This window comes from Halobiforma lacisalsi AJ5, from assembly GCF_000226975.2.
Lineage (GTDB): Archaea > Halobacteriota > Halobacteria > Halobacteriales > Natrialbaceae > Natronobacterium > Natronobacterium lacisalsi.
Genome location: NZ_CP019285.1, coordinates 1,473,516 through 1,489,149, shown reverse-complemented (window position 1 = coordinate 1,489,149; position 15,634 = coordinate 1,473,516). Strand labels below are relative to the sequence as shown.

The 15,634-nt window shown below is 68.7% G+C and carries 15 protein-coding genes; 4 read left to right on the top strand and 11 right to left on the bottom strand.

The window, feature by feature from the left end:
* Positions 1-20: 20 nt before the first annotated feature.
* From CHINAEXTREME_RS07065 to CHINAEXTREME_RS07055, 3 genes are all read right to left on the bottom strand, one after another.
* Complete coding sequence (locus CHINAEXTREME_RS07065) at positions 21-1,253, bottom strand: translation initiation factor IF-2 subunit gamma (RefSeq protein WP_007140248.1); 1,233 nt, start codon at positions 1,251-1,253, stop codon at positions 21-23.
* Between the two features lie 148 nt (positions 1,254-1,401).
* A complete protein-coding gene (locus tag CHINAEXTREME_RS07060; RefSeq protein WP_007140249.1) occupies positions 1,402-4,110 on the bottom strand; it encodes an efflux RND transporter permease subunit in 2,709 nt (902 codons plus the stop codon).
* A gap of 209 nt (positions 4,111-4,319) precedes the next feature.
* Complete coding sequence (locus tag CHINAEXTREME_RS07055; protein ID WP_007140250.1) at positions 4,320-5,231, bottom strand: DUF7351 domain-containing protein; 912 nt, start codon at positions 5,229-5,231, stop codon at positions 4,320-4,322.
* Between the two features lie 106 nt (positions 5,232-5,337).
* Between CHINAEXTREME_RS07055 and CHINAEXTREME_RS07050 the strand changes: the two genes are divergently transcribed.
* The 3 genes from CHINAEXTREME_RS07050 to CHINAEXTREME_RS07040 all read left to right on the top strand — a co-directional run bounded on the left by CHINAEXTREME_RS07050 (position 5,338) and on the right by CHINAEXTREME_RS07040 (position 7,790).
* The gene (locus CHINAEXTREME_RS07050) at positions 5,338-6,294 is read left to right on the top strand and encodes a winged helix-turn-helix domain-containing protein (RefSeq protein WP_007140251.1); all 957 of its coding nucleotides are present in this window, start codon (positions 5,338-5,340) and stop codon (positions 6,292-6,294) included.
* 146 nt (positions 6,295-6,440) lie between these two features.
* Positions 6,441-6,716, top strand: coding sequence for a hypothetical protein (locus tag CHINAEXTREME_RS07045; RefSeq protein ID WP_007140252.1), 276 nt, complete (start codon positions 6,441-6,443; stop codon positions 6,714-6,716).
* Between the two features lie 57 nt (positions 6,717-6,773).
* The gene (locus tag CHINAEXTREME_RS07040; protein ID WP_007140253.1) at positions 6,774-7,790 is read left to right on the top strand and encodes a DUF5787 family protein; all 1,017 of its coding nucleotides are present in this window, start codon (positions 6,774-6,776) and stop codon (positions 7,788-7,790) included.
* Between the two features lie 34 nt (positions 7,791-7,824).
* Here CHINAEXTREME_RS07040 and CHINAEXTREME_RS21810 read toward each other — a convergent pair whose 3' ends face one another.
* From CHINAEXTREME_RS21810 to CHINAEXTREME_RS07025, 4 genes are all read right to left on the bottom strand, one after another.
* On the bottom strand, positions 7,825-7,995 hold the full coding sequence (locus CHINAEXTREME_RS21810) for a hypothetical protein (RefSeq protein WP_007140254.1): 171 nt from the start codon (positions 7,993-7,995) through the stop codon (positions 7,825-7,827).
* 145 nt (positions 7,996-8,140) lie between these two features.
* Positions 8,141-8,965, bottom strand: a complete 825-nt coding sequence (locus tag CHINAEXTREME_RS07035; protein WP_007140255.1) for an MBL fold metallo-hydrolase — start codon at positions 8,963-8,965, stop codon at positions 8,141-8,143.
* A 51-nt stretch (positions 8,966-9,016) separates the two neighbouring features.
* Positions 9,017-9,397 (bottom strand): hypothetical protein, encoded by a 381-nt coding sequence (locus tag CHINAEXTREME_RS07030; RefSeq protein ID WP_007140256.1) that lies wholly within the window; start codon positions 9,395-9,397, stop codon positions 9,017-9,019.
* Positions 9,398-9,497: 100 nt separating this feature from the next.
* Complete coding sequence (locus CHINAEXTREME_RS07025) at positions 9,498-9,965, bottom strand: DUF2237 family protein (RefSeq protein ID WP_007140257.1); 468 nt, start codon at positions 9,963-9,965, stop codon at positions 9,498-9,500.
* Positions 9,966-10,093: 128 nt separating this feature from the next.
* Here CHINAEXTREME_RS07025 and CHINAEXTREME_RS07020 point away from each other — a divergent pair, with 128 nt between their 5' ends.
* Complete coding sequence (locus CHINAEXTREME_RS07020; protein ID WP_007140258.1) at positions 10,094-10,462, top strand: rhodanese-like domain-containing protein; 369 nt, start codon at positions 10,094-10,096, stop codon at positions 10,460-10,462.
* Between the two features lie 139 nt (positions 10,463-10,601).
* On the opposite strand, the gene yciH is transcribed toward CHINAEXTREME_RS07020, so the two are convergent.
* The 4 genes from yciH to CHINAEXTREME_RS07000 form a co-directional block, all read right to left on the bottom strand.
* Entirely contained in the window at positions 10,602-10,895 is a 294-nt protein-coding gene (yciH, locus tag CHINAEXTREME_RS07015; protein WP_004217450.1) for a stress response translation initiation inhibitor YciH, read from the bottom strand.
* An 82-nt stretch (positions 10,896-10,977) separates the two neighbouring features.
* Positions 10,978-13,284: a transglutaminase TgpA family protein gene (locus CHINAEXTREME_RS07010; protein ID WP_007140259.1), complete on the bottom strand. Its 2,307-nt coding sequence runs from the start codon at positions 13,282-13,284 to the stop codon at positions 10,978-10,980.
* A complete protein-coding gene (locus CHINAEXTREME_RS07005; RefSeq protein WP_007140260.1) occupies positions 13,281-14,423 on the bottom strand; it encodes a DUF58 domain-containing protein in 1,143 nt (380 codons plus the stop codon). Before CHINAEXTREME_RS07005 ends, CHINAEXTREME_RS07010 begins: the two co-directional genes overlap by 4 nt.
* A gap of 13 nt (positions 14,424-14,436) precedes the next feature.
* A complete protein-coding gene (locus CHINAEXTREME_RS07000; RefSeq protein WP_007140261.1) occupies positions 14,437-15,477 on the bottom strand; it encodes an AAA family ATPase in 1,041 nt (346 codons plus the stop codon).
* Positions 15,478-15,634: the final 157 nt, after the last annotated feature.

The window sequence follows — 15,634 nt, the reverse complement described above, 5'->3', positions numbered from 1 at the left end:
TCGTCGTACCGTGTTGCGTGTTACGTCTCCTTGAGCGTGCCGAGCCCGATCAGTCGCCAGCGCGCGCCGATCCGGCGGTTGATCGCGATCTTCGCGCCGGGTTCGGCCGCGACGGGGCGTTTGAGGTTGACCTCACACTCCCCTTCACGGGCGCTGGTGACCGCGCCGACGGTCGTCGCGGTGCCGACGGTCATCATCAGGGGCTCGCCCGTGCTGATCTCCTCGACCTCGCCGCCGTCGGTGCCGACGACGCGGTCGAGCAGGTCGACGTCCATCGTGAAGCTGTCCCAGGTGGGCGGCAACGACCCCGCGGGACCGGCCAGTCGGCCGGCCAGCGCGTCGCCTTTCGTCAGCGACGGGTCGAGGCCGGTACCGACGCCGAGCAGGCCGCCCGGCGTCGCGGCGTCGACGTCCTCGCCGCCGGCCTGGAGCGACCGGATCGTCGTCTCGATGGGAACGTACTCGGTCTGGCCGCCCCGCTCGACCTCGCGGCCGGGACGGATCTCGATCTCGTCGCCGACCTCGAGTTCGCCCTGGACCAGACTCCCCCCGAGGACGCCGCCGGCGAGGTCGTCGGCGGTCGTACCGGGTTTGTTGATGTCGAAGCTCCGGGCGACGTGCATCCGCGGATCGGTGTCGGGGTCCCGTTCGGGCGTGGGGATCTCCTCCTCGATGGCCTGCATCAGCAGGTCGAGGTTGACCTCCTGGCCCGCGGAGACGGGGACGACCGGCGCGTCTTCGGCGACGGTTCCCTCGACGAACTCCTGAATCTCCTCGTAGTTCTGCCGGGCCTGGTCGCCGCTGACGAGGTCGACCTTGTTCTGGGCGATGACGATGTTGTCGATACCGATGATGTCCAGGGCCATGAGGTGCTCCTCGGTCTGTGGCTGGGGGACGGGTTCGTTCGCGCTGATCACGAGCACGGCCCCGTCCATCAGCGAGGCACCGGACAGCATCGTCGCCATCAGCGTTTCGTGTCCCGGCGCGTCGACGAACGATACGGTCCGCAGCGGCTCGCTCTCCGAGCCGTCCGGACACTTCTCGGCGATGGTGTAACACTCGGGTTCGTCGAGGCCCTCGCAGTGACGGAACGTGGCGTCCGCGTAGCCGAGCCTGATGGAGATGCCGCGTTTCATCTCCTCGCTGTGCTGGTCGGTCCACGAGCCGCTCAACGCTTGGACCAGCGTGGTCTTGCCGTGGTCGACGTGACCGACGAGCCCGATGTTCACCTCCGGTTGTTGATTTCCTGCCATAAGACGGTGAGTAATCTTAGATATGGCTTCCGCCGTGCGCTTGATAAAGGTTGCGAGCTACACCCGCAGCCGCCTCCGGCCCGCGAACGGATCGAAGCCGGGTACCCGGGTTCCCCGAGGCCGACAGAACCGTCCGAACGACCGGGAACTACGCGTTCGCCTCCGTTCCCGGTTTCCCGTCGCCATCGGCGTCGGCGGGATTCTCGGCGTCGATCCCGGAGCCCGACCGCCCGTACCGCGCCCAGAGAGCGAGCGCGCTCGGGAGGACGAACACGCTCACCACGAAGGCGGTCACGATAGCGAGAACGACCAGCGTCCCGAAGCTCTCGAGTTGTGGGTGCGGGTGCAACAGCAGGGTCGCGAACGCGCCCGCGGAGGTGAGCGTGCTCCCGAGCAACGCGCCGCCGGTTCCGGTGACGGCCCGCTCGAGGGCCGCGAGCGGCCGTCGCCTATGGTCGGGATCACCGCGCTCGAGTTCCTGGGCAAACCGGTCGCTGACGTGGATGCCGTAGTCGATGCCGAGGCCGATCACCAGACTCATCAGCAGTGCCGTCAGCAGCGTCAGCGGTACGTCGAGCAGGTACATCCCGCCGACGACCAGCCCCGTGACCAGCGCGATCGGGAACGCGGTCACGATTCCGAGCGTCGCGCTCCCGTGGACGTACCGGTAGACGACGGCGAGCGTGGCGAAGACCGCGCCGAGTGCCAGGAGCAACACCCGGACGACCCCGTCGGTGATCTCGCCGAGCTGGGAGTCGACGACGATCGTCTCACTGACGGGGGTGGCCGCGAGGTCGGCGTCGGTCGCCCTCCCGGACTCGGCCTCGGGAGACTCGATCGACGCCGCCATCGCCTCCACGTCCGCCACGCGGTCGTCGTCGAACCCGGCCCGCTCCGGCGGGCCGACGACGCGAAGCGATCGGTACTCGCCGTCGGTTCGCTCGATCACCCCCGCGGCCTCGCCCGGCGCAGCCTCGTAGAGGGCGTCGTACACCGTCTCGAGGTCCTCGTCCGGAACGCCGTCGCCGTCCGTATCGGCCGCCTCGAGCGTCGCGGCGAACGCCTCGTCCTCGGCGGCGACCGAGGCCATCACCGTCGTCGGCGACCGGAGGTCCCCGGCGTCGCCCGACGCGTCCGCGATCGCGCCGCGTTGCTCGCCGACCTCGAGGCCCCACTGGACCTGTTCGAGCGTGTCGTCCTCCGTGACGTCGCCCTCGATCAGCAACTGGAACCGGTCGCCGTCGGCGGCCGCGACGGGCCGGTACTCCTCGCGGACGTACTGATCGTTCCGGTCGTACTCCGAGACCTCCCAGGCGAGCGGCCCGGGCAGTTCCTGTTTCCACTCGGCGGCCGGTTCCTCCTGTTGCTGGACGCCCTCCTCCTCGAGGGCCGTCCAGGCGACCGCGCCGCCGGCGCCGGCGACCAGCGCGACGACGAGGACGAGCGGGGCGACGCGGCGCGCGAGGACGACGCTGCTCCGGAGGAACGGCCGAAGCACGGCCCCCTCGCCCAGTGGCCGTTTGCGACGGTCGATTCCGATCCGCTCACAGATCCCGTCGACGCTGATCTTCAGCGCCGGGACGAGCGTGAGAAAGATGACGAACGCCGAGAGGACCCCGAGCGTGATCCCGAGGGCAAGTTCCCGGATGATCCCGACGGGGTTGACGACGTTCGAGAGGAAGCCGATGGCGCCGGTGATCGCGACGAGTCCGAGCGCGACCGAGACCGATCGAACGGCCCGGCCCATCGACGGTCGAATGCCCGCGTCGGCTCGGGCATCCGTCGCGACGCCCCGCTGTTCCCGATACCGCATGAACACGTGGAAACCGAAGTCGATGCTGAGTCCAGCGATCAACACCGGGCCGATGAACGCCGTCATCCCGGCCGAGATCCCGAGCCAGCCGAGGATTCCGAACATCCAGACGATCGTAGTGACGACCCCGACCATACCGACGAACACGTCCAGCGGATCGCGGTAGGTGACCGTCAGCACGACCAGCACGAGCGCCAGCGTAAGCGGCACGAGCAGTTCCATCGTGTTCTCGTTCAACTGGTCGACGGACTCCTGTGCTGCCGGTTCTCCGAGCGTGAAGTAGGAGAGAGCGGGCTCGCCGTCGTCGCTCGTCTCGAGCGCGCCGGCTTCCTGGCCGTCCTCGCTCCACTCGCCGGCCGTCTCGTAGAGGACCTCCTGTGCCCCGGCCACGGCTTCCTCGCCGTCGCCGTCCGCGTTCGAGTTCGCGTCCGCGTCCGCGCCAGCTTCGAACCGGAACAGCATCCGGTGGCTCTCCGCCGTCGCCGTTCCCGGCTCGTAGCTCTCGGGCACGAGTCGCGCCGCCTCGGGGTGGTCGGCGACGGTGCGGTCGACCAGCGACGCGACCGCTTCCTCGTCGGCCCCCTCGAGGGCGTCGATCTGGGTCTCGAGGTCGGCGCTTGGCTCCTCGGCGAGCTGGACGGCGACGAGGTTCGCTACGCTCGTGACCGCCGGCCCGGAACCGTCCCCTCGGTCGTCGTCCGCGAGCGCGTCGGCGACCGTCTCGTGTTCCGTCACCGCCCGCTGGTAGCGCAGCGAATCGAGCAGCGCGGCTTTGGAGAGGGCGTTGCCGCCGTCCTCCGTCGCGACGTAGACCGCCGCGTACGCGGCTCCGCGCTCGTTTCCGTCGGCGTACTGCTCCTCGAGGTAGTCGGCCGCCTGCGACCGGTCGGTCTCGGGGAACTCGTCTTCGGCCGCTTGCCCGCCGGTGTCCAGGGCGGCGACGCCGACGACCATACCGGCGGTCAGCGCCAGCATCACGAGCAGCACGATCCGGTTGTGAGTCGTGACGAACTCGACGAAGTCATCAATTGTCACTTTCGTCATTGTTTCTCCCTCCGACTCGGTTCGGTGTCTGATTCCATCTCGTTGCAGGCCCAGGACGTCACCCTACGTAAGTATTATCGAAGAAATTACATGTAACAGATCCGTTTCAAAATCACAGTTGAGCCGTCCACGGGGATCGGCCGACGCTCGAACCGTCTCGGCCGTCGGACCCGCCCACGTGGCTCAACGGTCGTTTTGTTCGACCACTGTCAGGAACGGCGGTCCGCCAGCGATCTGCGTCGCACGCGCTCGGTCGCCGTGATCGACAGGTCGGCGGCCAGCTCGAGCCGGAGCGCGTCGTCCTCGAGGCGGAGCGTCACCTCGTACTCCGTCGGATCCGTTGCGGTTCGCGTGCCGGTCCACTGCCCCTCGGAGGCGTAGCCGAGCAGTTCCCACGGCGCGAGCGTGAGCACGTCGACGCCGCGCTCCCAGCAGAACGCGATCGCTTCCGGGTGGTACGTCGACCTGAGCGTCAGCGGCGCGGAGTACGACCGGAGACACTGCCGACACCGGTCGACCGCGCGAAACGGATCCGCCTCGAGTTCGCCGCCCTCGACCACCTCGAGGGAGAGGTCTCCGCCGCAGGAGGGACAGACGCCGCCGCGAACCTGCCGGTAGTGGGCGCTCATCCGGTGTGCGAGCGTCTCGACGACGGCCGACGGCGACCGGTCGCGGACCTGTGCCGGCGTGACCTCGTAGCCGGCGATGCCCCGCTCGCAGTCCCGGCACGCGACGGTGAGAAACTGGTTCTCGAGGGACACCTCGAGCGAGTGCGCCCCACAGAGCGGGCACGTCCCCGAGACGTCGGTTCCCTCGAAGCCGGTCGGTGCGCCGTAGTTCTCCGACAGGAGCAGGCGGACGATCCGCTCGCCGGCATGGGTCAGCGAGTACCCGCCGTCGGTCTTGCGCAGGAACAGGCCCTCGAGTTCGCCGAGGTGGTAGGAGAGCTTCGATGTGTTGTCGATGTCGACGCGGTCGTACAGGGTCGAAAACGAGAGTTCGGCCGGGCCGCCGGTGTGTGCGCCCTCGCTCTGTGCGACGGCGACCTCCCGAAGGACATCGATCCGCGTCCCGTCGGAGAGTAGCCCGAACGCTTCGATGGCCGAACGGTCCTCGGTCATGGGGCCCTCAACACCCGCCAGCACGTAGTCCTTTTCCACCCATCAGGCAGCATACAAAAATGAAGTTCGGGGAACTATTTTGCCGATTACTCACATACGCCTCCGTATGAGTCGATCGGACGTCTCGAGCGAGGAGGAAAACCCGCTCGAGTGTACGGACTGTCTCGACCCCGCCGAGGCCTTCGCGCTCGTCAGCAACGAGACACGGCTGGCGATCCTCGAGGCGCTGTGGGCGGCCGACGAGCGACCGGTTTCTTTCTCCGAGTTACGCCGCGAGGTCGGCATGCGCGACTCCGCGCAGTTCAACTATCACCTCCAGAAGCTGACGGGCCACTTCGTCGCGCAGGAGGACGGCGTCTCCGCGAGCGAAGCGACCGGAGGCTCGCCGGACGGCCGGTCCGACGGCGGCTACACGTTCAGACACGCCGGCGAGAAGGTCGTCCGGTCGGTGATCGCGGGCACGTTCAACGAACAGCCGACGGTCGAACCGTTCCCGGTCGAGGGGGACTGCGTCTCCTGTCGCGGGCCGCTGCGGGCGGTCTACGAGGACGAACGGCTCCGGATCGAGTGTCGCGACTGCGGGCAACGCCACGGTGAGTACGACTTCCCGCCGGGCGGGCTCAACGACCGGACGCCAGAGGAGATCGCCGAGGCCTTCGACCAGCGGGTGCGCCATCTGCACTGTCTGGCGGCCGACGGCGTTTGCCCGGAGTGTAGCGGCCGCATGGAGAGCCGGATCGTCGAGGAGGGCGAGTGCTGTCTCGGCGTCGGGCTCCGCGTCGACCACGAGTGCGCCCAGTGTGGCCACACGCTCTGTTCGGCCGCCGGCCTCCGACTGCTGGATCACTCCGCCGTCGTCGGCTTCCACCGCGAGCGTGGCGTCGCCCTCGAGGACCGTCCGTACTGGACCCTCCCCTGGTGTGTCACCGACGAGTACACCCACGTCCTCGAGCGCGAGCCCTACCGCCTCGAGGTCCGCATCCCGCTCGAGGGCGACCTGCTTGCGGTGACGATGGACGGCGACCTGAACGTCCTCGAGACACGGGTCGAAACCGGCGACTGACCCGCTTTTTCCGCTTCGACGACCGACGTCGATACGACCGCAGTCGACCGTCCGATCCGCCGACTGAAACCGATTTCAGTAAGGCCGGCTACAAAAATATAATTCAGATTACAATTATGGGCGTGGCTCCCCTTGGACTAGACACGATGTACGACCCACGCCCACCCCGACGGATTCCGTCGATCGACGACCGAACCGTGCTCGAGACCGTCGTCGTCTCGCTCGCGACGACCGGACTGTTCGTCGCGGCGATGGTGGCCGCGCTCGGCGCCGCGGCGCTCGCCGGCGACGACCCGATCGTCTCGGCCCCGGTCGCAATTCTGGCCGGAATCGTGACGCTCGCCGTCGGAGCGCTCTCCCTCGGCGCCTTCGGATCCCGGCTCGGCCGTGCCATCGGCCGTCGCCGAGCGAGGGCCTCCTGAGGAGTCGACGGCTCCGACGACCTTTTTTCGTCTCGCTCCGTCCCTCGGATCGTACCCGTGCCCGCGTCCGTCTCCGAGTTCGCGTTCGAACTCGAGTTGTGCGCCCGCCTCGAGGCCGACGACCGCGAGGGGATCGTCGCCCGCCAGCTCGGGGGCTGCGTCGCCGAACCCGGCGGCCGGGTGCTCGACGCGGTGCGCATCGAACCGGGTCCGGAGTTCGACGACCGGGTCGCCATCGCGAGCGAGACCATCCCCGACGTGGCCATCGCCGCCGACGTGGGCCCCGGGCGGGCACGCTACTGGAAGGACGTCGTCCCGGACGACTGTCATCCCGACCGCGCCCGCCGGGCGGTGGAACGGGCCTGCGAGATCGGCTTTTTCGAACGCGAGCATCGGAACGGCCGCGAGTACGTACGGCAGGTCACCCGTTACCCGGACTGGTACGACCGGATCGTCGGCATCGAGAACAAGCCGGACCTCGGCCGTCCGGGCGACCTCGAGGCCCAGTTGCGGACGGACGTCAGCCTCGCCCTCGTCGACGAGGTGATCCTCGCGACGGAGAGTTACGTCACCCGGGCGCACCTGAACCGGATTCCGGACGCGGTCGGCGTCTGGCGCGTCCACCGCGACGGACCGATCGACGAGCGCGACCTCGAGATCGAAGTGGTCCGCGAGCCGAGGTCGCTTCCCGTCGAGGAAGCCGGGGTCGAACCCCTCGAGTCGCTGCCCGGCCGCACCGACGTGGCGGTCGTCCCGTCCGCGGAGAAGGCCCGTGCCCGCCGACGACTGGCCGAGCGCGCCTACGGGAAGGGGTGGCGGACGTACGGGTTCCCGGACTGTACGGCCTGCCGAGCGGCGACCGTCGCCGGAGCGACGCTGCCGTACTGCGAGTGGGCGGATCGTGTCGTCGACGCGAGCGCCGACTGCGGGGAGTCCTGTCCGGGGTACGAGCCCGTTCGCGAGGCTGCCGACGTTGACGTGGACCTCGAGGCCGAACGCGACCGACGAACCCCCTGGACCGCGGACCCGGCGGGCAAACGGCGACGGCAGTCGGGACTCGATCGGTTCGGCTGAACGGGGGTCGAGGGGCCGCGACGAGAGCGAAGCGTCACTCCCCCTCGAGTTCGCGGCTGACCGTCGCGAACAGGACCGCATCACACGAGTGGCAGGTGAAGACGTCCGGTTCGATCGTTTCGGTGCCGTCGTCCCGGTGGACGGTCACTTCTTCCGGTCCGACCGATAGCTCGAGCGGGTCGTCACAGTGTGGACAGATCGCCATACTCGACCTGACGGGGCCGGGCGGAAGACCGTTACGCGCATTTGGATCGGTCGGTCGAGCCGTGGTGCTCGGGCGATCCCGTCACCCGTTGCCCCCTATTTCGAACACGCTCCGTTCGATAAACGGACGATTCGTCCCCTTGCGATCAGAGCACGTACTCCTCGCCGTCGACCGCCAGCGGGTCCTCGAACGCCTCCTCCGGCGGGTAGTAGTGGGCCGCGTGCACCAGCCGCGTCCGGTCCGCGTTCAGGTCCTCGGCCAGCGCCAGCGCCCCCTCGCGAGTCATGTGTTTGTGGCCGAACGTCCGGGGGACGCCGTCCGGACCCTCGTGCCGACCGCCGGCCGGATGGTGTTCACAGAAGTACGCGGGGACGATGGCATCGGCCAGCAGGAGGTCGGGATCGGCGAGGGCCTCGCGGGACTGAGCGGGGATATCGTAGTTCGTGTCCCCGGAGATCGACAGCTTCGCGCCCGTCTCGGGGTCCTCGACCGCGACCCCGTAACACAGAAGCGGCGGGTGTTCGACCGGCACCAGCGTCACGTCGAACCCGCAGGTCCGGACGGGATCGAGCGGGGTCGTCGCGTGAACCTCGAGCGCCGAGAGGTAGTGGTAGTCCTCGGCAACGGTTTCGGCGACGCTCCGGCCCGTCTGCGGGTCGGTTTCGCCGGAGGCATACACCGTTAGTGAGTCGAGCACCCGGAAGACGTTCCCAAGGCCGTCGAGGTGATCGAAGTGAATGTGCGTGACGATCCCGGCGTCGGGCGGCGCGACATCGTCGCGCAGGAACTGGTAGCGAAAGTCGGGGCTGAAATCGACCAGCAGGGTCTCGCCGGTCCGCTCGTTCTCGACGTGGACCGAGAAGCGGGTGCGTTCGACGTCCCGTTCGCGGGCGGCCTCGCAGGTGTCGCAGTCACAGCCGACCGTCGGCGTGCCGGTCGTATCACCCGTCCCGAGCAGCGTGACGCGCATCAGTACGGTGGTCGTCCGCGGACGCGGTCGAAAGCCGACTCGTACTCGCGGTTACACATACGACTCACCCTCCTCGAGCGCCCGTTCGACGAGCGGGTGGTCCCGGTTCTCCTCGAAACGGTCGGCCGGCAGCACGTACACTGAGAAGACGATCCCGTGTTCGATCCCGACCGTCTCGCCCAGTCGCTCGAGGTCGCGCTCCCGGTGCTCGTCGGCCTCCTCGAGGACGATCAGCACGTCGACGGAGGCGTGAACGCCCCGGTCGTCGCGGACGGCGTCGCCGAAGACGACGAGGCGGTCGATCGCATCGCCGTGTTCCTGGCGTGCCCGCGCGGCGAAGGCCTCCGCGGCGTCGATCCCGTCCTCCTCGTCGAACCCGGCGTCGACGGCCCGGTCCGAATCGCCGTCGAGACGCAGTTCGTTGTCGGTCATCGCCACCACGTTGGCAGTCGTCACGTAAAGGGATTCCCCGACGGAATGACGGAATAGGCCCTTTACGGCCGCGCTCGCGCCGCTCCCACGACGCTCGCCGTTACGAGTCCGGTTCGTACTCGTACTCGTACTCGTACTCGTATTCGTACTCCCGGAGCAGATCCGGCTCCACGTCGCGCAACACCGCTTCGTGGGTCGCCTCGAGCACGACCGGCGGCGCACAGCCCGCTTCCTCCGCCTCGAGCCACCGGCCGAGACAGAGACACCACCGATCCCCCGGCTCGAGGCCGGGGAAGTCGAACTCGGGGTTGGGGGAGACGAGGTCGTTCCCCTGGGCCTTGCTGAACTCCAGGAATTCTTCGGTCATCACGGCACAGATCTCGTGCCGTCCCCGGTCCGATTCGACGCGGCGACAGCAGCCGTCGCGCAGGAACCCCGTCATCGGGTCGGTGCTACATGGCTGGAGTTCCGTCCCGTAGACGTTGCGGTCGCCTCGCTCGTTCGACTCGGCTCGTTCGTCGGGCTCCGACCGCCCACCACGGTCGCTCGCACCCGGATCCTCCGACATGTCCCCCGTATCGGCCGCCGGGGGCGAAAAGGGTGGTGCTGTGATACTCCGTTGCCGGTACCTGCGACCGCGAGCGGGCCCACGGCCCACCCGTGCCCTTATTCCGTTATAGGGCCAACCCGCGACCGATGGACGGCGAAATCTCCACGGACGAGGTCAACGAACTCCTCGAGAGCGACGCGGACGTCCGGATCGTCGATATCCGCGACCCCGGAAGCTTCGAGCACAGCCACATTCCCGGCAGCGAGAACGTACCGTTTCACGAGCTGACGAACCGTGTCGACGAGTTCGCGGACGCGGACCGCGTCGTCACCGTCTGCCCCCACGGGGAGGCGAGCGTCCAGGCCGCACGGCTCATCGGCTCGTACGAGGGCGCCGACGACACCAGGGTCGAGAGCATGGCTGGCGGCCTCGAGAAGTACGGGATGAAGTTCGGACTCGTCCGCGAGGACGACGAGCCGGACGCGGAGTCGACGGACGTCGAGTCGCCGTTTTGATCGAGGCCGCGAACCGACGAGGTTCGACCGTCGTTGGAATCGCCGGACAGGACGGACCCACCGCTCACCGGCGGAAAAGCTGGAAAAGCGATACGAGAGACCGCCGCGGGTTCGGAAGTCGTCTCAGATCATCGCGGGCTCATGCGACGTTGAAGCCGCGGTCCCGAAGGAACTCCTCGATGCGGCCAGTGTGGTTGCCCTGAAGTTCGATCTGGCCGTCCTCGACAGTGCCTCCACAGGCGAATTTGGACTTGAGATCCGACGAGAGACTGTCCAGATCGACGTCCTTCGGATCGAATCCTTCGACGATCGTTACCTCTTTCCCGTACCTGCGCTCGTCAATGCGGATATTGAGTTGCTGTTGGCCCTTGGCCACGTCCTCGCAGACGCAGAGTTCCTCGGGCAGCCCGCACGTCGAGCAGACTTCCGACATTACGTTCCTTGCTACGAAATGGCCATATTAAACACTATCGGGACCCGCATGCCGTCGTGCGGTTCTTTTTGAGTGATATCCGTCAATTTCGGAGCCGAGCGACGGCTGACAGCCGCTTTCGCACGATCTCGTCGACGATCTCGATCGACTCGTCGGCCGCCACGCGGTCGACGCCGTCGCCGTAGACCGCCCGTTCGTACCGCTCGAGTACCTGCTCGATGCGGGGATCTAGCTCGTCACCGTGGGCTGCCTCGAGCGCGGTCAGGTACCCGCGTGCGGACTCGGACGGCCGCCGCGGCCGGTACTCGTGTCCGAGCACGCCCTCGAGCCGACGGAACGCGCGTTCGACGTCGCGGTCGGGATCCTCGGTTCGCCGCTGCCAGTAGCGGCCGACCAGCCGTCGGGCGCGGACCGTCGCGCCCGTTCGATGAGCGCCCGCGAGCAGGCCGACGAGGAACACGGAAGCGACGACGAGCGCCTCGCGCGTGATCGGGACGGGGCTGGAGAACCCCTCCTCCTCGGGCGTCGAGACGGTCCCGTCGCCGGCGGCGGCACCCGTCGGGCCGACCTGCTCGACCTGCTCGCCCGTCCCGTTCCGCTCCGAGGACGCGTCGCCCGGCTCCGTCGGCGACTCGTTGCCGTCGGGGTTGTGGTCCGGCGCATCGGGACCGTCGTCGGAGTCGTCGCCTCGAGTATCCGATCCGTCTTCCCCGTCCGATCCGTCTCCGTCGCTGCCGTCGGTCTCGAGGTCCACGTTCTCGATGTTCTCCTCGCGGGCGTCGACGAGCCGTTCCGTGTGCTCCGCCTCGCGGGGCTGGGGCGGCGTCGGATCGAACTCGACCCAGCCCTCCCCGGGGAAGTACACCTCGACCCAGGCGTGGGCGTCGGTCCCGCGGACGACGTACCTGTCGTCCTCGACCTGCTGGCCGCTCGTGTAGCCGGTCACGTACCTGGCCGGAACCCCCTCCGCCCGGAGCATCTGGGTCATCGTCGTCGCGAAGTAGACGCAGTAGCCCTCGTCCATCTCGAGCAGGAACGTCTCGGCGACGTCGCCCTCGGGCCGCTCGACCTCGAGCGAGTAGTCCTTCGAGGAGCGCAGGTGCCGTTCGATCAGGACGGCCCGCTCGTAGGGCGAACTCGCCCCTTCGGTAATCTCGGCTGTGCGCTCCTCGAACGCCGGGGAGATGCTCTCGGGCATCTGGAGGTACTGCTCTTCGATCTCGTCGGGGTAGTCCGTCCCGGCGTTGTGCAACGCGACCGGCGCGGGGTCGACGACCGCGCTCCTGACGACGTACGTGTCGTCCTCGATCAGCGTCGTCGCCGGGCGGATCTGGCCGTGTGCGGACACCTCGGTGTAGTCGGCGATGCCACCCTCCACGTCGACGGGCTGGGCGGCGGCCGGCATGACTCCCAGGTCGGTCGCGACGGTGACGGTCTGTTCGACCGTCCCCGTGGTTCCGGCCGGCTTCTCGATTCCGGCCTGGCCGAAGGGCTGGGACTGGCCGGTCCTGACCCACTCGTCGCCGGTGTACCGGTCGTAAACCCCGGTTCGCCAGTACGAGCCCTCGTCCGCCTCGACGGTGAACCTGATCTGGGGCGAGAGGTCGACCTCGCCCGCGATTCCGGACCGTTCCGATGCGGAGTCGATCGTCGCCTCGAGCGTGCCGTCGCTGGCACCGGCGGTCGTCGGGTTCGCCGTACCCGTGCCCCCGGGGACGAACGTCACCGACAGCGAGAGCGCGACGATGACCGCGAACAGCACCGCGATGGCGTCGGCCTGGGCGACGGAGCCGCCCCGGCGCTCGAGGTCGCCGAAGCCGACCGCCCCGAGCGCGGCGAGGACGCCGACGAGCGTGGCCGTCGTGCCAGCGTCGCCGGTCAACACCAGGAAGACCAGCGCGAACCCGCCGGGGAGGACGCTCAGCCCGTACCGGCCGCGCAGGGCGAGATACCACGAGAGAAAGACCGGTCCCGGGGCGAACGCGAGCGTCCAGGTGCCGGCCTCGACGACCCGGAGCAACTCGAGGCCGGTCGCGAGCGTGACGACGTCGGCGAGGACCGTCTCGCTGGCCGAGAAGATCGCCTCGGCACCGACGCCGCTCCGTTCGAAGTAATAGACGAAGCCGACGACGGCGACGGTGACCGCGATCGTCGCCGCCGTCCGGAGTCGGATCAGCCGCGCGAGAGCCGTCGCCGCGAGCAGCATGACGCCGACGAGGGTCAGCAGCGTCCGCGTGCCGCCGACGACCCGGGTCACGTCCTGCAGGACGCTCACGTACGCGGTCGTCAGGACCAGTACGGAGCCCAGCGCGAGGATCCGGAAGGCACCGGGACCGATCGTCCCGTCGGGCGAGAAGGGGATCGTCCGGTCGGTTCGATCGACGCTCATCCGACCACCCCCGAGCGTGCGTCGGCATCCGTTTCCGTATCCGTGTCCGCGTCCGCGTTCGTCTCCACGCCCGCGCCACCGTCGGGGCTCGAGCCGTCCAGATCGAGCCCAACCGCCCCGTCGGCCCCGACGAGTCGCTCGAACGGGAGGGTCCGCCCGTCGACGACGACGCGGAGCCCGTCCGCGTCCGCGAGGACGACGACCTCCGCCGCCTCGCGGTCTCCCTCCTCGAGGTCGGCGGCCTCGAGGGTGGCGAGCGTCCGAAGCAGGTCCCGCCGGTGCCCCCGCCCGGCGTCGGGCCGGCGGTGGTCCTCGCCGAGACGAAGGCCGACCCGAAGCTCAGACTCGAGCAGGAAGTCGACGACGCTGGCGACGGCTTTCGCGAGGTCGTCGCAGTACCCCGGCGCGCAGTCGGCGGCGACGGTAACGGCGTCGTCGGTCGACCCCGTCGCGTACTCGGTCACGACGAGTTCGTCGTCGGGGCGTTTGGCCGCGGACTTCCAGTGGACGTCCCGCAGCGAGTCGCCTCGGCGGTACTCCCGCAGGTGGGCGAACTCCTCGCGCTCGTGATCGAGGTCGGCGCCCTCGCTGCGGCTGCCGACCGTTTCGACGAGGGTCCGGAACTCGCTGGTCCCGCTGCCCCGGAGGTCGACGGGCCGCGGGTAGACGCGAACCCGGGTCGTCCCCGGCCCCTCGAACCGGCGTTCGACGAGTCCCAGCGCATCCTGGACCGCGATCGAGCCCGGGCCGATCTCGTGAACGCCCCGCTCCCGGAGCGCCAGGTCGTACTCGAGGGCCGTCTCGCCGGGCTCGAGCGTGAGTTCGGCGACGTACTCGTCGGTTCCGCCGTCCGCGACCGCGACACCCTTGCCGACGGCGTCACGAACGGTCGCCGAGACGGATCGGTCGTACTCGAGGTCGATCGCAACGGTCCGTCGGTCGCCGACGGGGCCGTCCGCGACCGGGTGGCGTCTGACCGTCGGCGGATCGAGGCGAACCGTCGCGATCACGGCTGCGGCCAGCGCGATGGCAAGCGGCGCGACCACGGCGTTGAGCGCTCGCGGCCCGGACTGCCAGCTCATGCCGATCGAGAAGGCAAGCACCGCGAGCGCGGTCCATCCTCTGCGGGTCGGTTTCATAACTCGTCTCTCGTCAGGCGTCGACGGGCACCCGCTCGAGGGCGTCGGCGACGATCGCATCCCCGTCGCGGTTGCGGTCGCGGTCGCCGGTCTCGATCCGGTGGCCGAGCACCGTCGGGGCCTCCACCTGAACGTCGTCCGGGATGACGTACTCCCGACCCTCGATGACGGCACGGGCCTGGGCGGCCCGCAGCAGCGAGATGGTGCCCCGCGGGCTGGCCCCGATGCGGGCGTGTTCGCGGGTGTACCCGACCAGCCGGGTCGCGTACTCCCGGACCGGTTCTTCGACGCGCACGTTCGCGACCGTCTCGCGCGCCCGGACGATCGCTTCACGGTCGGTCACCGGCTCGAGCGACTCGATGGGGTGGTGACCGACGGTCCGGCCGAGCAGTTCCGCTTCCTCGTCGGGATCGGGGTAGCCCAGCCGGAGCTTCTTCATGAACCGGTCGAGTTCCGCGAACGGGAGTTCGTAGGTACGGTCCCGCTCGACGGCGTTTTGCGTTGCGATGACGGTAAACGGGTCCGGTAACGGTCGCGTGTCGCCGTCGACCGTCACCTGCTCTTCTTCCATCGCCTCCAGCAGCGCGGACTGGGTCTTCGGCGGCGCGCGGTTGATCTCGTCGCCCAATACGACGTTGCCGAAAACGGGGCCGGGCTGGAACTCGAACTCGCGAGTTCGCTGGTTGAAGACGTTGACCCCGGTCACGTCCGTCGGGAGGAGGTCGGGCGTGAACTGGATCCGGCGGAAGTCACAGTCGACCGAGGTGGCGACCGCCCGTGCGAGCATCGTCTTTCCCACGCCGGGGACGTCCTCGAGCAGGATGTGTCCCCGACCAAGGAGCGCGACGACGGCGTGTTCGATCGCCTCGTCGTGGCCGACGATCACCCGGGAAACGTTGTCGACGACGTCGGTAGAGAGCGTCGCGACCGTAGGGACCGGGAGGGGGTCGGGTCGGTCGTCGGTCGCTCGAGTCGGCGAGTCCGAGTCGCCGTCGTCGCGGGTACCTTTCGTACCGGCGCCCTCGTCGCCGGCCGGTTCCGGTGGCTCAGTCATGACTGGCGGCCGCGGGGCGGAGCGGACACCTGATCCGAGCGGGACGAGAGGGCTGGCGACTTTTCATGGCGTTTATCCCTGTTCAGGGACAGCGAGACATATGCTTTATGTCACTATAATTATCAATAAGAGAACGGAACGAATCAGTCGTCGCCGC

Coding starts and splice junctions, on each gene's coding strand:
- CHINAEXTREME_RS07065 (WP_007140248.1), bottom strand. CDS start 1,253: ATGGCAGGAAATCAACAACCGGAGGTGAACATCGGGCTCGTCGGTCAC.
- CHINAEXTREME_RS07060 (WP_007140249.1), bottom strand. CDS start 4,110: ATGACGAAAGTGACAATTGATGACTTCGTCGAGTTCGTCACGACTCAC.
- CHINAEXTREME_RS07055 (WP_007140250.1), bottom strand. CDS start 5,231: ATGACCGAGGACCGTTCGGCCATCGAAGCGTTCGGGCTACTCTCCGAC.
- CHINAEXTREME_RS07050 (WP_007140251.1), top strand. CDS start 5,338: ATGAGTCGATCGGACGTCTCGAGCGAGGAGGAAAACCCGCTCGAGTGT.
- CHINAEXTREME_RS07045 (WP_007140252.1), top strand. CDS start 6,441: ATGTACGACCCACGCCCACCCCGACGGATTCCGTCGATCGACGACCGA.
- CHINAEXTREME_RS21810 (WP_007140254.1), bottom strand. CDS start 7,995: ATGGCGATCTGTCCACACTGTGACGACCCGCTCGAGCTATCGGTCGGA.
- CHINAEXTREME_RS07035 (WP_007140255.1), bottom strand. CDS start 8,965: ATGCGCGTCACGCTGCTCGGGACGGGTGATACGACCGGCACGCCGACG.
- CHINAEXTREME_RS07030 (WP_007140256.1), bottom strand. CDS start 9,397: ATGACCGACAACGAACTGCGTCTCGACGGCGATTCGGACCGGGCCGTC.
- CHINAEXTREME_RS07025 (WP_007140257.1), bottom strand. CDS start 9,965: ATGTCGGAGGATCCGGGTGCGAGCGACCGTGGTGGGCGGTCGGAGCCC.
- CHINAEXTREME_RS07020 (WP_007140258.1), top strand. CDS start 10,094: ATGGACGGCGAAATCTCCACGGACGAGGTCAACGAACTCCTCGAGAGC.
- yciH (WP_004217450.1), bottom strand. CDS start 10,895: ATGTCGGAAGTCTGCTCGACGTGCGGGCTGCCCGAGGAACTCTGCGTC.
- CHINAEXTREME_RS07010 (WP_007140259.1), bottom strand. CDS start 13,284: ATGAGCGTCGATCGAACCGACCGGACGATCCCCTTCTCGCCCGACGGG.
- CHINAEXTREME_RS07005 (WP_007140260.1), bottom strand. CDS start 14,423: ATGAAACCGACCCGCAGAGGATGGACCGCGCTCGCGGTGCTTGCCTTC.
- CHINAEXTREME_RS07000 (WP_007140261.1), bottom strand. CDS start 15,477: ATGACTGAGCCACCGGAACCGGCCGGCGACGAGGGCGCCGGTACGAAA.